Origin of the sequence: Acinetobacter sp. YH12043, assembly GCF_013419915.1 — a bacterium.
Lineage (GTDB): Bacteria > Pseudomonadota > Gammaproteobacteria > Pseudomonadales > Moraxellaceae > Acinetobacter.
Map to the genome: position 1 here is coordinate 1 of NZ_VOZD01000002.1, position 14,442 is coordinate 14,442.

Genomic DNA, 14,442 nt, shown 5'->3' on the forward strand with positions numbered 1-14,442 from the left:
GAGTGATGGGAGAGAATGTTCAAGAGTGGATTCTAAATGTTCAGATAAAGACATAAAAAAATGAGCGTATTTACATACACTCATTTTTACTACATTTTACTAAAATTTGCTTAACTGACTGGCATTAATCAATGTGATGGCTTTTTTTTATTTCATTTTTCTTTTTATATTTGAGCATTAATCTCATTCTCTACATGAAAAAAATTTAGCAAATATACTTTATAAATTTAAAAAATTAATATGAAGTCAATAATTTACATATTATTTTACTAAAATAAATCGTTTTTATTTTAAGCAAAATCTTAACCCCTTCTTCTTTTAATCTGCTTTAACTGCAAAGTATTCCTCTATCAATGAGTAATTTTTAATTTAAATTTCCTATTATATTTAGATTGATTTAAAAATATCTAATCAATAACATTAGCGATAATTATTATCATTTACATTCATTAAAATGTTTTATACCAATCATCCAACTTTCAAGCTATCTTTGCTCAGTTTTGCCATATTGATGACACAGCAAAGTTTTGCAGAAAATAGTCAGCAACTTCCTACCATCACGATAGTCACTGATGCAGCACAAACAACAGAAAGCTCTGAACAGACTAAAAGCTATATTATTCAAAATTCTGCAACAGCTTCTAAACTAAATATTCCTCTTAAGGAAACGCCACAAACAGTGAATGTAGTGACGCGTCAACAATTAGATGACTTTGCACTGGATAATACCCGTGATGTACTCCGCAACTCACCGGGGATCATTGTAAGTAACCAGGAGACCGAACGAACTTCCTATCTATCACGTGGTTTTGAAATCTCAAACGTATTGGTAGACGGCGTTGGGATTCCGCTTGAAGGCTATAACTACAATAATGACAATCCAGACAGCTTTTTATTTGACCGTATAGAGATCGTTAAAGGTGCAAATGCCTTAAATAATGGTATTGGCGATCCGGGCGCTACCATTAATATGATTAGAAAACGCCCTACTCAGGAACTTCAGGCCGCGTTTAATACCAGTTATGGTTCATGGAATACCCAACGTTATGAAGCAGATGTTTCCTCTCCCCTGACACAGGATGGAAAAATCAGAGGCCGAGTATTTGGCTATCAGCAGACAGGTGATAGTTATCTGGATCACTATGAACTCGAAAAAAATGGCATTGGTGCCGTGGTTGAGGCTGACCTGACTGATTCGACCTTAATAACTGCTGGTTATACCGAAACGAATCATAATCCCAATGGGGACAATTGGGGTTCTAATCCTTTAATCAATACTGAAGGTGAACAGTTAAGCTATTCAAGAAATTATAATTACAGTCCGGACTGGGCCTACTGGGACAGTAATATTAAAAACTATTTTGCCGAGATCGAACAACAATTTGGCGCTGATTGGAAAGCTAAACTGAGTTATGAGGAAAAACGGACTGACCGGGATTCAAAACTTTTATTCCTGTCCGGTAAACCTGGTGCTGACGGTACTTCAGGTATTTTCTTATATCCAGGTATGTATATTGATGACAACAAGGAACAGCAGGCCAGTCTGAGTTTTAGTGGCACCTATCCACTTTGGGGACAACAACATGAGGCATCTTTTGGCTATATCTGGGCTGAAAACAATCTGAATGAGTTAGGTTATGCAGGCAGCTTTACCAACCCACTTACCACAGATCTATCCAGTTTTACGCCGCCCGAACCAGTTTGGGATATGTCAAAAACCAGTGGTGAAATGCACATCCGGCAAAAAAACCAAAGCCTATATGCCGCCACCCGTTTACATATGACTGACGATCTGAAACTGCTTTTAGGTGCCAACTATGTTCAGGCTGAAAGTACAGGCAGCAGTTATGGAACAGACACGATTTATGATGAGAATAAGCTATTACCTTATGCAGGCCTGACTTATGAATTTAGTCCTGAATATACAGGTTATCTAAGCTATACCTCAATTTTCCGTCCACAAACAACTAAAGCTCTGGATGGCAGTGTTAATAAACCGGTTGAAGGTGAAAGTTATGAAGCCGGGATTAAAAGTTCCTGGCTAGATGATAAGCTCACCGCCAGCATGGCCGTATTCAGAACAGAGCAAAGCAATTATCCGTTGCGAGATTCTGACGGTATCCCGACTTTACGTAAAACCCAGGTGAGTGATCTACGTTCACAAGGTTATGAATTTGGTTTGGCTGGTCAGTTAACGGATCATTTAAATCTAAGCTTTGGCTATACTCAGTTTAGTCTTAAAGATCTGATCAACGGTGGTGATGCCCGTACCTTTAATCCTAATCAGTCTTTTAATCTTCTGACCACCTATCAGGTGCCACAGATTCCAAAACTGAAACTGGGCCTTGGTGTGCAATGGCAGGATAAAACTTATCTAGAAGTTCCTGAAGCTGCTACAGAGGGTGTTGTTACCCAACAAGCAGGCATTATCAAACAGGATGCATATGCGCTTGTGAATCTGATGGCCAGTTATGAACTCAATGATCACATTACTTTGCAGGCCAACGGGAATAATCTGACCAATGAAAAATACTTATTTAATTTCCCGAATCAGCAAGGCTTCTATGGTGCACCGGCAAATTACAGTGTGGCCGTAAAATTCAAATATTAATTTTTCGCTTGAGCTTTGAAAGAATATTCGGAGCTCATTTTCTTATATGTAAACAATAATCAGGTAGAATTCATGAAAAAAATCATTACTTTGACAATTGGACTGTCACTGACCCTTTCTGCTCAGGCCCATATGCTTTGGCTAGAACGTGCTTCAGATGCAAAAACACATGCATTCTTTGGTGAATATAGTGAACAGCTCAAAGAGACTCAAGAAGGTGCCTTAAAGTCATTCAGCCAAGCAAAAGCGATTCAGACTAAAAAACAATTTAGTCCCCAACTACACCAGGATCATCTGGTCTACTCTACAAAAGATCAAGCAGATGTACAGCTCCATCATGAACTGATCTATGGGGAATCCTTACTCAGCTATCACGCGAAATCCGGCAGACAAAACCAGAAAGCAGACTCAGAGCTGGATATCGTACCGGTTCAGCCGAACAGTAATACTTTTACAGTCATGTATCAGGGTAAACCCGCTGCGGATGTCAAAGTGACTGTCTATTCCCCACAGCACTGGCTTAAAAATTATACGACCAACAACCAAGGCCAAATTAATATTGCTACGCCATGGAAGGGTCAATATGTACTAGAGGTGAGTCAAGAAATAGACAAGACAGGAAAATTGAATCAGCAAGTGTATAAGAAACAGTACCTGGTCACGACCTTAAGCTTCGTGCATTAAGTTGCCTCAATATTTATTTATACAGATTCATATAAAGGCCTTTCCATGATTTCTACCCTTCAGCCACTTGCTATCCTGTATCGATTAAGCATGAGCTTTGGTATTGGTTATTTATGTAGTTATCTGATTGCTCTCGATCTGGCCTATTTTTTACAGGCGAGTTTACCCAAAGCTGAATCGGTTTATCTGGCTGCCTTTATTGCCCTCATTTTTTATGTCTGTTTTGTGATTGGAATCTTCTGTATTCAAAGTCTTAAAACACTTTCAGTCTATAGCCTGATTCCTCTCATTGTTTTATTTGTCATTTCCCGCTTCATAGGTTAAACCATGCATAAATCTGTCCGTCAATCTATGGCATGGCTACATTCATGGCTAGGTTTAAGTTTTGGCTGGCTCCTCTTCGCGATCTTTTTAACAGGTGCGGTTACCTATTATCGCCATGAAATTACAATGTGGATGCAGCCACAATTTGTCATGATGCAGGTGAACCAGGAAACAGCTTTAAAAACTGCTTATAGCTATTTACAGCAACATGCACCTGATGCACAGAACTGGTATATCGGGGTAGCAAATCATGATTTACCGGTTAATAAAATTTATTGGCAAACTGCAGAGGGTGCTTATCAACTTAAAACCTTGGATGCTATGACAGGTAAGGAATTAACGCTTTCGGCTACACAGGGCGGAGATTTTTTCTATAACTTTCATTTTCAGCTATATGGCGTACCTTATACCATTGGCCGTCTGATTGTCACCATTGCTGCATTCATCATGTTGATGACCCTGATTTCCGGAATCATTACCCATAAAAAAATTCTGACCGACTTCTTTACTCTGAGAGCTTTTAAAGGACAACGCTCCTATCTGGATTTTCATAATGTCAGTTCCGTCATTGCGCTACCGTTCTTTTTAACTATGACTTTTACTGGCCTGGCTATTTTCTTTTATATTGTTTTGCCTTCTGGCATGAAAAAGCTATATCCAGAAAATCCATTTCAATATTTTGAAGAAATCCGAACCATAAATGTGCTTGCTCCCTCTGCTGTGCCCATTAAAACGGAGATGTTGCCCATTCAACATTTTATCACTACGGCGCAGCAGCACTGGGGAAAATCAGAATTTGACAATATTACCGTGAAGCAGCCGAATACCCAGCTGGCAAAGATTACCTTAACCGAATTGAAAGATCATTCTATTACCCGCAATCAGGCACAACTCGTATTAAATGCGACGACAGGCAAATTGCTTGAAAACACCCGTAATGACAGTGCAATTGCTACCCTGAATGCTGGAGTATATGGTTTGCATATGGCACGTTTTGCCGAACCTGTTTTACGTTTCGCCCTATTTTTCTCAGGCATATTAGGCTGTGCCATGATCGCTTCCGGATTATTGCTCTGGAGCCTGAAACGACAGATGCAGAAAAAATCGGATCGTTTTCACTTTGGATATTATCTGGTGAATCGTCTGAATATCACCATGATAATTGGTTTACCTATTTCCATGCTGGCTTATCTTTATGCAAACCGTTTGATTCACATTCCTGTGGGCACCACAAATTATGAAATCTATATCTTCTTTAGTATTTGGCTGAGTAGTTTTATCTTGGCCTGTTTAACGCCACAACAGCATTTATGGAAAACGCAGCTTAAAATTCTCATCTGTGCCGCTTTTATGCTTCCACTCATCGACCTGTATTATTTGTGGTCCCAGCATTATCTGGATTCTTTTGCGAACTATTGGCTGTTTTTGCGTATCGATCTGATGCTCTGGATCTTGGCACTTCTCGCTTACTTCCTACATCAGAAAATTACACCTATCCAGCAAAAAGCTGTTCATAAAATTCAGGCCAAGCTTAAAACTGCACAGCAGGAGTCTTCTTCATGATATGGATGGCAATAGTAGGACTGATCTGGATGGCCTGTTTTGGTTTTTATGCAGTGAGTGAAAAACAGATTTTAAAAACCAGACAGTCTCGATATTCTTTTCTGGTGAGTTATCCGGTCATCGTTAAATTGATCTCAGGCAGTCTTTTACTATTGGTATTGTCCCTTTTACGAACTCAATTCAGTAGTAGTATTAGCTTTATGGCACTTTGGGTTTTTATAAGTCCAATCGTATTTATATTTATTCTGAAGATAAATAATTTAAAACAAAGAAAAATATAAAAGTTTATAAAGGCCTTAAGAATAAAATATAGCTGAGTATATGAGGCGAGAAAATGATTTTTCCGCCTCATAAATATTAGCTTATATAGATATCTGTTTAGAACATCACTCTTAAACCGATTCCATAACGCCCGCCCTGTTCAGAATCAGATGCGTCCTGCCATGAAGTTTTCTCGTTGCCCTTGGAATATTCATAAGCAATATTAAGGTAAGGCATGATCTTTTTATTGATCTCATAACGAGTTTCCAGACCTAATGCTGCATGACTTATTCCAGTCTTTTTAGCATTGGCTGCTTTATCCTTCAAAATGAGGTCAACTTCAACATAAGGCTGCAAAATCAGTTTTTGTGTGAGTAGCAGATCACGTTCTGTTTCTAGCTCAAGTCCGATAAAATCATCTGGACCAAGATACAGATGTGCATTGGTTTCAAAGAAATACGGCGCCAACCCATGGAATCCAAATATTGCATCTACATGTTCAATATTTTGCCCAGCATTAGGCTGACCCAAATTTTCCTGACGGTAGCGAAGACCCGCCTGAGCATCCCAGAAATCTGAAATATTCCGGCTATACAGAGCTTGGACTGCATATTCTGTTGCTCTGGATTCCTGCTTGTCAGCTTTGAGTTTAATGAACAGTTTATTTTCATCCGTGCCAATCCGAAGCTCATTCTCAGACTGTAAGCCTCCCTCACCTTCTGAGTTTTTGATCCATTTATTGTCCAGTTTGACCCGCGTATAAATTTGCCCTCCATGTTCCTTGCGATGATCATGTTCGCTGGAATAGGTTGAAGCTGAATCTGGAATTAAATTTTCAGTAACTTCCAGTGCTGCTGAAGTTAAATGATGCTCTGAAGATTGGATAAATTGTTGATGATGCATCGAATGATCAATATGCTGTTGAGAACTTTCTTCAGCAAAAACAGCCATATTTCCCAACGCTAATACACTAGCCAAAACAGGCTTCAGACAAAGATTAATGGTGCACATGAGCATCTCCTTGTTTTTCTACTGGTTTTGTCATGTGATGATGGGAATGATCTTCCCGCACAGTATCCTGAGTCGAAACGCCATTTTCCTGAACATTTGCTACAATCAGTTTATTCATCATTCCGGCAGTCATGTGATACAACAGATGACAATGAATCGCCCATTCACCTAGTTCATCTGCAGTCAGCAAAGTCGTAACGGTTTTTCCAGGTGGGACAATCACTGTATGTTTATTCGGCATATCTATTGCAAACTGGCCATTTTCGAGCTGCATGAACATGCCATGTAAATGCATCGGATGTGCCATCATACTGTCATTGATAAATTTCAGCCTGATCCGTTCCCCAAATTTCACTTTGAGCGGCTCTGCTTCATTAAATTTCTTGCCGTTCATGGTCCAGATATACCGTTCCATGGTGCCGCCTAAACGAATCACCAATTCGCTTTCTGCGTCGCGAATATCTTTTTGCGGAGTTAAAGATTTGAGGTCGCTATATTGCAAAGCTTTATGCCCTACCGGTGTAGAAGCATTGGCCCAGCCGTAAACTGGTTGCTGCGTAAAAGTTTTGGCATCTTTTTCATGTTGCATATCCCCGGTCATATTTGAGTGATTCACATGATCTATAGCGGATGAAGTATCTGAATGCTCGGTATGATTGTCCTCTCCTTGTTCGATAATTTTGGCTGATGCATGCTGCTTATGTCCCATCATCGAATGTTCAGTATCTTTTTTAACATTTATGTCATGGCTAGCATGATTCTGATGATTCATCTGCTCGTGTGCTTCACCCTGCATATTGCCATGTCCCATATCTTCCATGGTCAATAAGGCACGAGGACGGGATATAGGTTTGTGTATGGCATGATGAGCTGGCTTTAATTCATTCTGTAAGCTGCCAATCGCAAAACCGGAACGGTCAATCGATTCAGCTTCAATCTGATAATGTTCCGCAGTGGGCTCCACAATCACATCATAGGTTTCTGCGGCACCAATGCGGAATTCATCGACAACTACAGGTTTGACAGGCTGTCCGTCTGCACTGACCACCGTCATTTTCAACTGTGGAATACGCACATCAAAAAATGACATGGCAGAGGCATTGATAAAACGCAATCGCACTTTTTCATTCGGTTTAAACTGTCCTATCCAGTTCTGTTCAGGCGTTTTTCCATTCACCAAAAAGGTATAGCCGGTTACATCAGACAGATCAGTTTTCAGCATGCGCATCTGGTTCCACATTTTGCGATCATTCCAGGTGGCTTTAAGCCCTTCCCGTTTGATTTGCTGAAAAACATCGCTCAGAGTTTCACGCTGATTTTGATAATACTCGGCAGATTTTTTTAAATTATTCATGATCTGCTGGCCGGACTGCTCATGAAATTCTGAAAGCATGACCACATAATCACGCTCGGTCTGCTCATGTGCAGGAACTTCCGCCTGGTTTTTGGGATAGATTACAAAGGCGCCGTAAAGGCCGTCCTGTTCCTGCCCCTTGGAATGGGCATGATACCAGTAGGTTCCACTCTGACGAATTTTAAAGCGATAGACAAATTCCTGATTAGGTGCAATGCCCTGAAACCCGTTAAAACCGGGGACACCATCCATCAGGCCGGGTAGCAATAAACCATGCCAATGCAGAGAGCTTTCTTTATTCTTTAGCTTGTTTTTAACGCGAATAATCGCCTCATCACCTTCCTCAAATTCCAGTAAAGGTGCAGGAAATTTTCCATTCACTGTAATACGTTGTACGGTTTTACCGGTGATATTGACTGGACCTTCATCAATAACCAGCTGATATTCTTTTACAGCAGCCAATAATGAAGACGAGATCACTAAACTTAAGCCCAATAACAGGCTTTGACTAATTTTAATCGACATAACTTAATCCTTGATTTTTGAAATATTAATAACGAGGATTAAGCTTTAGGTGGGCGCAGAATTTCCTGCCAATACCCGGCAAGGTGCTTGGCTTGATAATTAGAAATAAAAGTAGTTTCTAAAACATGGATCTCAGGGAGAGATAACTTCGAGATTTCCACATCGATCCAGCTACTCAGGTTATGGCAAGAACTATAAATACAATCCAGACAGTCATCTTTGTGTTCATTTAAATCGGAGTGGCAATCCATGTCCTGACTCATATCATGAGCAGAATCATGCATAGCTTGATGCTGGCGATGTAACTTCTCTATTTTTTCCATTTCCTTACAATGGGAACCCATCTGCTTGGTTGACGTTTCCAGATGCATCGTTTTTGCTGAAGCAACAGACATGCTGCTCCAGCCTACGGCGAAGACCATAAGCATCACAAACCAGATCTGTTTAAAGAACTGTCTGAGCAAGATGCACCCTGAAAATATAAAAATGAGATAATCCAAATAGCATAGGGGGGAATATTAAAATTCGCAAACTTTATAAGCGCTTAATTTAAAAATTAATATTTTGTTCCTGTTAAGTTGATCACTTCTTAAAATAATTTAGCGGCAGCTTCACATAAGACACGCCATTGGCTTCTGGCATTGGAAACTGTCCGCCATTCATATTAATCTGGATCGCAGGCAAAATCAGCTTTGGCATACTTAAACCCGCATCACGCTGCCGACGCATCTGCACAAATTCAGATTTGCTAATCCCTTCACGGATATGAATGTTTTGCTGTTTTTGCTGCTGAATCGTGGTTTCACATTGATATTCATGACGTGACTCTGGCAAATAGTCATGACACAAAAATACACGGGTGCTTTCCGGGAGCTGAAACAGCTTGTGAACAGAATCATATAAAACCGAGGCACTGCCATTTGGAAAATCACAACGAGCCGTGCCATAATCCGGCATAAACAGTGTATCCCCTACAAAGACGGCGTTACCAATCACATAGCTTAAACAGGCAGGTGTATGGCCTGGCGTAGGAATATTATAAACTTCCAGTTCTCCAATCTTGAAATGCTCACCATCCTCAAACAGATAGTCAAAAGGCTGATGCGCATTGATCTGTTTCATGTCCAGATGATATATCTTGGCAAACGTTTCCTGCACCAGCGCAATTTTCTTACTGATTGCAATCTTGCCGCCTAATTGCTGTTTCAGATATTGTGCGGCTGTCAGATGATCAGCATGTACATGGGTTTCCAGAATCCATTCCACGGTCAAAACTTGTGATTTCACATAGGCAATCATCTGATCGGCATGCTCGGTCGATGTGGTGGCAGACGCAGCATCGTAATCCAGCACGCTATCAATAATGGCACATTGGGCAGTTTGAGGATCGCTCACCACATAACTAAAAGTATTGGTATTTTTATCAAAAAATGCTTTGACGTGTGGCTGCTGTGTCATATTTATACTCCTGCCCATTTACGGTGAATCCAGACCCCAAGCAGCATAGCTGCAATAAAATACAAGGCTTGATAATGTCCCAAACCAATCAGGGTAAAACTGGGTGCCGGACAAATGCCTGCAATTCCCCAACCGATACCAAATAATAAACTACCCGCCAGCAGTTTAGGATCAATCTTTTGATTCTTTGGTAAATCAATGGGTTCATTAAATAAAGTGGTCGGATGTGGATTATGTTTAGCTTTCTGGAAAGGAATAAAAGCCACCAGAATTGCCCCCATCATGACAAAGGCAAGACTGGCATCCCAATCCCCAAACAGATCCAGAAAATCCAGAACTTTTTCAGGATTAGACATACCTGAGAGCATTAAGCCGACTGAAAACAGGCCACCAAATAGAAAAGCGAATAGATTTTTCATTTAGATAGCTCCAACCAGATGACGAACAACATAAACCGTGATAAATCCCGCCAGCATAAAAGACCCGGTCGCAACAAAGGAGCGATTTGACAGACGGCTAATCCCACAGATGCCATGTCCACTGGTACAACCTGAACCTAAACGTGTACCAAAACCAACCAGCAAACCGGCAATGACCATCATCCATGGGCTGGCATTCAGCTCAATTTCTGGCTGAAACAATACGCCGTAGATAAATGGAACTATAAATAGTCCTGCTAAAAACCAGACCGCAGGAGTTTTGAAAATTGTCTTTCGATTAAGTACCTGCCCAACCAACCCACTCACGCCCGCAATACGGCCATTCACATACAGATAGCCGACCACTGAAAGACCAAGCAGTAATCCACCGAGAAACGCTGCCAAAAAGTCATGCATGAGCATATTCCACTTAAAATATATAATTTTATATTATATAATTATAAATATTAATCAAGACGGTTTTTAAATATTGTGTGACTAATACAGGTTTTTTATATGACAGCAGATGAAACTCAGACACGTATTGATTTTTCTCAGGCTCATGTGGTAAGCGAACGCTTAAAAGTGTTGTCAAATTCTGACCGACTGAAAATTCTATGTGTACTGGTCGATAGTGAAATGAATGTGCAACAGATTGAGCTACAAACAGATATTCACCAACCCACTCTCTCACAACAACTTACGGTGCTCCGAAAAGCCGAAATGGTCAGCACGCGTCGTGAAGGAAAGCAGATTTTCTATCAGCTTTCCGACCCCAAAGTACTTACCCTGATGCAAACCTTGTATCAGCTTTATTGCAAGGCTTAAGTGATAAGAAAAATCTTTATTTATCCATAATTGGAGAATACAAATTCTTAAAATATTTAAAAATTAAGTATTTTCAGGAATATCTGCTGGAGCTGTTCTGGTATCACTTTGAATCAGGCCGTCAACTAACTTGATGGTGCGATCACAACTAACAGACAAGCGCGGATCATGAGTCACCAGCAAAATGGCACAGCCCTGTTCCTTATTTACTTTACGAAACAGTTCAAAAACTTCAGACGCGGTCTGGGTATCCAGGTTCCCGGTCGGTTCATCGGCCAGCAACAAGGCAGGTTCTGTAATGAGTGCTCGAGCGATTGCAACACGTTGCTGTTGCCCGCCGGAAAGCTCATTCGGTTTTCGATGTGCATACTTTTCCAGCCCGACTGCAGCCAGAAGTTCATAGGCTCGGTCTAGAGCCTTTTGATCAGGCTTTCCATGCGCCATCATTAACGGCATAAGGACATTGTCTAATGCATTAAAAGCTTGAATCAGATGATGAAACTGAAATACAAATCCAATACTGCTGCCGCGTAATGCGGTACGTGCAGCGTCATCCATACGGCTGGTGGGTTGACCAAGCAGATACAGTTCACCGCTAGTCGGCTGGTCCAATAGACCCAGAATATTCAATAAAGTACTTTTCCCCGAGCCTGAAGGACCAATTAGTGCTGCAAAGTCATTACGTTCAATACACAAATCAATGCCATGCAGAACTTCGACTTCATTAGGCTGACCAATATTATAAGATTTACGTAGTGCTTCCAGCCGCAAGACTTCATTCGATGAATCAGACATGACGAATTGCCTCCACAGGATCAAGTGCCGCAGCACGACGGGATGGTATAGCCGCTGCCACTACACCAGTCAATGTGGCCAGCAATAAAGCCAGCAATAGCAGATTGATTGAAATTGGAATATAGAACAGGCCTGGGCCAAATTCATTAAAGATCCAGACCAGTAAATAACTGACTGCACTGCCGATAATAGACCCCAACAAGCCAAAAATTGCGCCCTGAAACAGGAAAACGCGCAGGATTTGTCTTTGTGTAGCCCCTGTCGCCCTTAAAATGCCAATTTCACGAGTCCGTTGTACGACACTGACTGACAAGACGCTAGCAATACCAAAAGCAACGGATATGGCCACAAAAATAATAATCATATTGGTGGAAAGGCTTTGCGCTGAGATGGCATTCATTAACTGACCATTGGTTTTAATCCAGCTTTCTGCCTGTAAGGATGTCAAACGCCCGACCTGCGTTGCAATATTTTCTGCTTCAAAAATATCTTCTACCGTCAGGTCGATTACGGTGATCCCACCTGGCAGGCTGAGTAAGGACTGCGCCTGCTTTAAATCCATATAGACATAGCGCGAATCCAGCTCACGTACTCCGAGTTCAAAAATCCCGGCAATATTTACGACAGTACTGTTATCCTGCCCAGTATCTAATCGTAGCTTGCTACCCACCTGTACACCCAGATCTTTAGCCAGCTGACTGCCAATGAGTACATCATCCGCGCCGACACGTAACTGCCCACTGATCATATATTCTTTAAGTGGAATTATTTTCTGATAACGTTCTGGATCCATGCCCACCAGCGCAACCGATTCCTGAGCTTCACCGCGCTGTGCGAATGCAGGTCCAGAAACTACTGGAGAAACAGCTGTTAATAAAGGCACCTGATCCAAGGTCGTCACAACCTCTTGCCAGTTATTGATAGAACGCAGACGTTGGGCCCGTTTATCTTCCAGAACCAGCTGCACAGTGCCTGCGGGTGCTGGTATAACTTGGTTCACTTCATCGGGGGACAGTAAACGGATATGCGCCTGTGTCCCTAAAGTCCTTTCGATGATATTAGACTGCAAGCCCTGTATCAGTGCCGAGATAAAAACAATCACAGACACCCCTACAGCAACACCCACTGTAATCATCAGAGACTGCATTCGGCCTTCTCGCAAAAAACTGATTGCGATCTTCCATTCAATCCAGAGACGCCCTAGTAATTTTTTCACTCGAATTTCACCGGTAATTCATTTTTATTGCTGGCATCATTATTCTGGTCGGCATAGTTGATTTCTTCGGGCTTAAATCGAACTCGTGTGCCATCTTTTAAAGTTGAAGTTGCATCTGACAGTACCTGGTCACCCACTTTTAAACCGGAAATCACTTCAGACATGGCAAGTCCGCGCAGACCCAGTTTCACTTTTTGTCGCTGGATTTTGCTATCACGTACCAGTAATACGGTGGCCTGATCGCCCTGTACTTTCCCTAGCGCATCATTCGGAATCGCTAAGGTACGATCACGGCGACCTGTCTCGACATTAACCGATACCGTCATATCCTGACGCAGGAAATCAGGTACCGGATCAACCGATAGACGCACTTCTACCGTGCCGCGTTGAGGATCGATACTCGGTGCAATAAAATTAATCCGGGCTGGGAAAGGTTTATCCGGGTAAGCATCGGCAATTGCAGTCGCTTTCTGGGACAACGCCAGTCGTGACAGATTACGTTCATCCAGTGGTACACGGATTTCGGTATTGCCATCCATTGCAATGGTAAATAAGGTACGTCCTGGCTGAACCAGATCGCCAGGCTCAACATCACGGGTCAGCACCGTTCCAGCAACAGTTGCCCGGATTTTAGTTTTAGCCAGTTGAGCCTGTGCCACCGAAAGCTGCTCACGTAATGAAGCCTCTTCTACCTGACCAGGTGCCAGTGCAGCTGCTTTTAAACGCACAGTTTCATAATTATTGCGTGCTACCCTTTCTGCCTCTACAGCCTGTTCAATTTCTTCTGCCGAAAGGATGCCTGCTTCGGCATTGCGACGGCGCGTCGCTTCACGGCTGGCCTGTTCCAGCTGAGCTTTTGCTGAAGCCAATTCTGCTGAGGCTTGTGGACGGCGATTGGTTGCCAGTTCATTCAATGCGACTTCTGCCTGACGAACTTGGGCTGCCAGTTCATCCGATTTAAGTACAACCAGCAAATCGCCCGGTTTGACCCGATCGCCTTCCTTGACCCGACGTTCTAGTACCACGCCGGTTACTTCACTACCGACTTGAGCACGTGAAACGGTGATGACCTGCCCGGTGGCAACCACTGATTGCACCAGCGGCATCGGCTCTAAGGTATAACCTGTGACTTGTGGCCCTTGCCACCAGCGAAATACACCAAATGCAACGAGCAAAAGTAAAAGGATCAGGACAATATATTTATAGCGGATAGCGCGCAATGTGCTTCTCCATTCTGGTTAAAAGCGCAGTTGTAAAGAAATACTTGTAGCTTATCTAGCTGTATATTTTAGATTTATTTGGTTGTAAATAAGTTATTGGTTTTATTTTGCAGATTGGTTCCTAAATCGACTTAACTCTTCTGTAATCCACTGAAGGTATATTCCTGCTTATC

General features: G+C 41.9%; 14 protein-coding genes. 5 read left to right on the top strand and 9 right to left on the bottom strand.

The window, feature by feature from the left end:
* The first annotated feature begins 454 nt into the window (after window positions 1–454).
* The 4 genes from FTU01_RS01055 (at window position 455) to FTU01_RS01070 (ending at window position 5,182) form a co-directional block, all read left to right on the top strand.
* The gene (locus FTU01_RS01055; protein WP_180137819.1) at window positions 455–2,611 is read left to right on the top strand and encodes a TonB-dependent siderophore receptor; all 2,157 of its coding nucleotides are present in this window, start codon (window positions 455–457) and stop codon (window positions 2,609–2,611) included.
* A 72-nt stretch (window positions 2,612–2,683) separates the two neighbouring features.
* On the top strand, window positions 2,684–3,295 hold the full coding sequence (locus FTU01_RS01060) for a DUF4198 domain-containing protein (RefSeq protein WP_180137821.1): 612 nt from the start codon (window positions 2,684–2,686) through the stop codon (window positions 3,293–3,295).
* Window positions 3,296–3,340: 45 nt separating this feature from the next.
* Entirely contained in the window at window positions 3,341–3,619 is a 279-nt protein-coding gene (locus FTU01_RS01065) for a hypothetical protein (protein WP_104426131.1), read from the top strand.
* 3 nt (window positions 3,620–3,622) lie between these two features.
* Complete coding sequence (locus FTU01_RS01070) at window positions 3,623–5,182, top strand: PepSY domain-containing protein (protein ID WP_180137823.1); 1,560 nt, start codon at window positions 3,623–3,625, stop codon at window positions 5,180–5,182.
* A 378-nt stretch (window positions 5,183–5,560) separates the two neighbouring features.
* On the opposite strand, the gene FTU01_RS01075 is transcribed toward FTU01_RS01070, so the two are convergent.
* From FTU01_RS01075 to FTU01_RS01100, 6 genes are all read right to left on the bottom strand, one after another.
* Complete coding sequence (locus FTU01_RS01075) at window positions 5,561–6,454, bottom strand: copper resistance protein B (RefSeq protein ID WP_180137825.1); 894 nt, start codon at window positions 6,452–6,454, stop codon at window positions 5,561–5,563.
* Window positions 6,441–8,333 carry a copper resistance system multicopper oxidase gene (locus tag FTU01_RS01080; protein ID WP_180137827.1) on the bottom strand — a complete coding sequence of 631 codons (1,893 nt, stop codon included), beginning with the start codon at window positions 8,331–8,333 and terminating at the stop codon, window positions 6,441–6,443. Before FTU01_RS01080 ends, FTU01_RS01075 begins: the two co-directional genes overlap by 14 nt.
* Window positions 8,334–8,371: 38 nt before the next feature.
* Window positions 8,372–8,797, bottom strand: coding sequence for a hypothetical protein (locus tag FTU01_RS01085; RefSeq protein WP_180137829.1), 426 nt, complete (start codon window positions 8,795–8,797; stop codon window positions 8,372–8,374).
* Between the two features lie 118 nt (window positions 8,798–8,915).
* Window positions 8,916–9,791: an MBL fold metallo-hydrolase gene (locus FTU01_RS01090; protein ID WP_180137831.1), complete on the bottom strand. Its 876-nt coding sequence runs from the start codon at window positions 9,789–9,791 to the stop codon at window positions 8,916–8,918.
* Window positions 9,792–9,793: 2 nt separating this feature from the next.
* Window positions 9,794–10,210, bottom strand: a complete 417-nt coding sequence (locus tag FTU01_RS01095) for a DUF6691 family protein (RefSeq protein ID WP_125278655.1) — start codon at window positions 10,208–10,210, stop codon at window positions 9,794–9,796.
* Entirely contained in the window at window positions 10,211–10,627 is a 417-nt protein-coding gene (locus FTU01_RS01100) for a YeeE/YedE family protein (protein WP_034170880.1), read from the bottom strand.
* A gap of 99 nt (window positions 10,628–10,726) precedes the next feature.
* Between FTU01_RS01100 and FTU01_RS01105 the strand changes: the two genes are divergently transcribed.
* Complete coding sequence (locus tag FTU01_RS01105) at window positions 10,727–11,038, top strand: metalloregulator ArsR/SmtB family transcription factor (protein ID WP_125278654.1); 312 nt, start codon at window positions 10,727–10,729, stop codon at window positions 11,036–11,038.
* A 63-nt stretch (window positions 11,039–11,101) separates the two neighbouring features.
* Here the strand turns inward: FTU01_RS01105 and FTU01_RS01110 are convergent, their stop codons facing one another.
* Genes FTU01_RS01110 through FTU01_RS01120 form a run of 3 tightly spaced genes read right to left on the bottom strand, consistent with a single transcriptional unit; the run spans window position 11,102 to window position 14,269 of the window.
* Window positions 11,102–11,833: an ABC transporter ATP-binding protein gene (locus FTU01_RS01110; RefSeq protein WP_159123573.1), complete on the bottom strand. Its 732-nt coding sequence runs from the start codon at window positions 11,831–11,833 to the stop codon at window positions 11,102–11,104.
* The gene (locus FTU01_RS01115) at window positions 11,826–13,049 is read right to left on the bottom strand and encodes an ABC transporter permease (RefSeq protein ID WP_180137833.1); all 1,224 of its coding nucleotides are present in this window, start codon (window positions 13,047–13,049) and stop codon (window positions 11,826–11,828) included. Before FTU01_RS01115 ends, FTU01_RS01110 begins: the two co-directional genes overlap by 8 nt.
* Entirely contained in the window at window positions 13,046–14,269 is a 1,224-nt protein-coding gene (locus FTU01_RS01120; RefSeq protein ID WP_179993039.1) for an efflux RND transporter periplasmic adaptor subunit, read from the bottom strand. Before FTU01_RS01120 ends, FTU01_RS01115 begins: the two co-directional genes overlap by 4 nt.
* Window positions 14,270–14,442 lie beyond the last annotated feature (173 nt).

Bases quoted from the DNA above. Each gene is read 5' to 3' on its own strand.
- FTU01_RS01055 (WP_180137819.1), top strand. From the start codon at position 455: ATGTTTTATACCAATCATCCAACTTTCAAGCTATCTTTGCTCAGTTTT.
- FTU01_RS01060 (WP_180137821.1), top strand. From the start codon at position 2,684: ATGAAAAAAATCATTACTTTGACAATTGGACTGTCACTGACCCTTTCT.
- FTU01_RS01065 (WP_104426131.1), top strand. From the start codon at position 3,341: ATGATTTCTACCCTTCAGCCACTTGCTATCCTGTATCGATTAAGCATG.
- FTU01_RS01070 (WP_180137823.1), top strand. From the start codon at position 3,623: ATGCATAAATCTGTCCGTCAATCTATGGCATGGCTACATTCATGGCTA.
- FTU01_RS01075 (WP_180137825.1), bottom strand. From the start codon at position 6,454: ATGTGCACCATTAATCTTTGTCTGAAGCCTGTTTTGGCTAGTGTATTA.
- FTU01_RS01080 (WP_180137827.1), bottom strand. From the start codon at position 8,333: ATGTCGATTAAAATTAGTCAAAGCCTGTTATTGGGCTTAAGTTTAGTG.
- FTU01_RS01090 (WP_180137831.1), bottom strand. From the start codon at position 9,791: ATGACACAGCAGCCACACGTCAAAGCATTTTTTGATAAAAATACCAAT.
- FTU01_RS01095 (WP_125278655.1), bottom strand. From the start codon at position 10,210: ATGAAAAATCTATTCGCTTTTCTATTTGGTGGCCTGTTTTCAGTCGGC.
- FTU01_RS01100 (WP_034170880.1), bottom strand. From the start codon at position 10,627: ATGCATGACTTTTTGGCAGCGTTTCTCGGTGGATTACTGCTTGGTCTT.
- FTU01_RS01105 (WP_125278654.1), top strand. From the start codon at position 10,727: ATGACAGCAGATGAAACTCAGACACGTATTGATTTTTCTCAGGCTCAT.
- FTU01_RS01110 (WP_159123573.1), bottom strand. From the start codon at position 11,833: ATGTCTGATTCATCGAATGAAGTCTTGCGGCTGGAAGCACTACGTAAA.